Genomic DNA, 278 nt, shown 5'->3' on the forward strand with positions numbered 1-278 from the left:
CCGAAGTACTGACAACCAGAGAGGGTGCCTACGGGCTAGAAGTAAACCTTGTCGACCAGAACGGTACCATGCACAGCCAAGCCACTGAAGACTTTCCAGGGCTTGTAGGGCAAACTCAGACTAGAACAAATAGTGTTTCATATCAGTTAGATGAACCGAGTGGCAACTTTCTAATTGAAGCTCACCTGTTTTTCCAGGAAAGCGGCTTTGACCTTCAGCAAGATTATGCCTCCACAACGTATTCACACATACAAGACTCCGGGCCTGATCAACTTCCT

At 47.5% G+C, this 278-nt stretch carries 1 protein-coding gene; it reads left to right on the forward strand.

Translation table 11 applies throughout. The features are described 5' to 3' along the window. A partial coding sequence (locus A3761_RS27205; protein ID WP_197472908.1) for a hypothetical protein occupies positions 1 to 278 on the forward strand: 278 nt, incomplete at both ends.

Source organism: Oleiphilus sp. HI0123 (assembly GCF_001635315.1).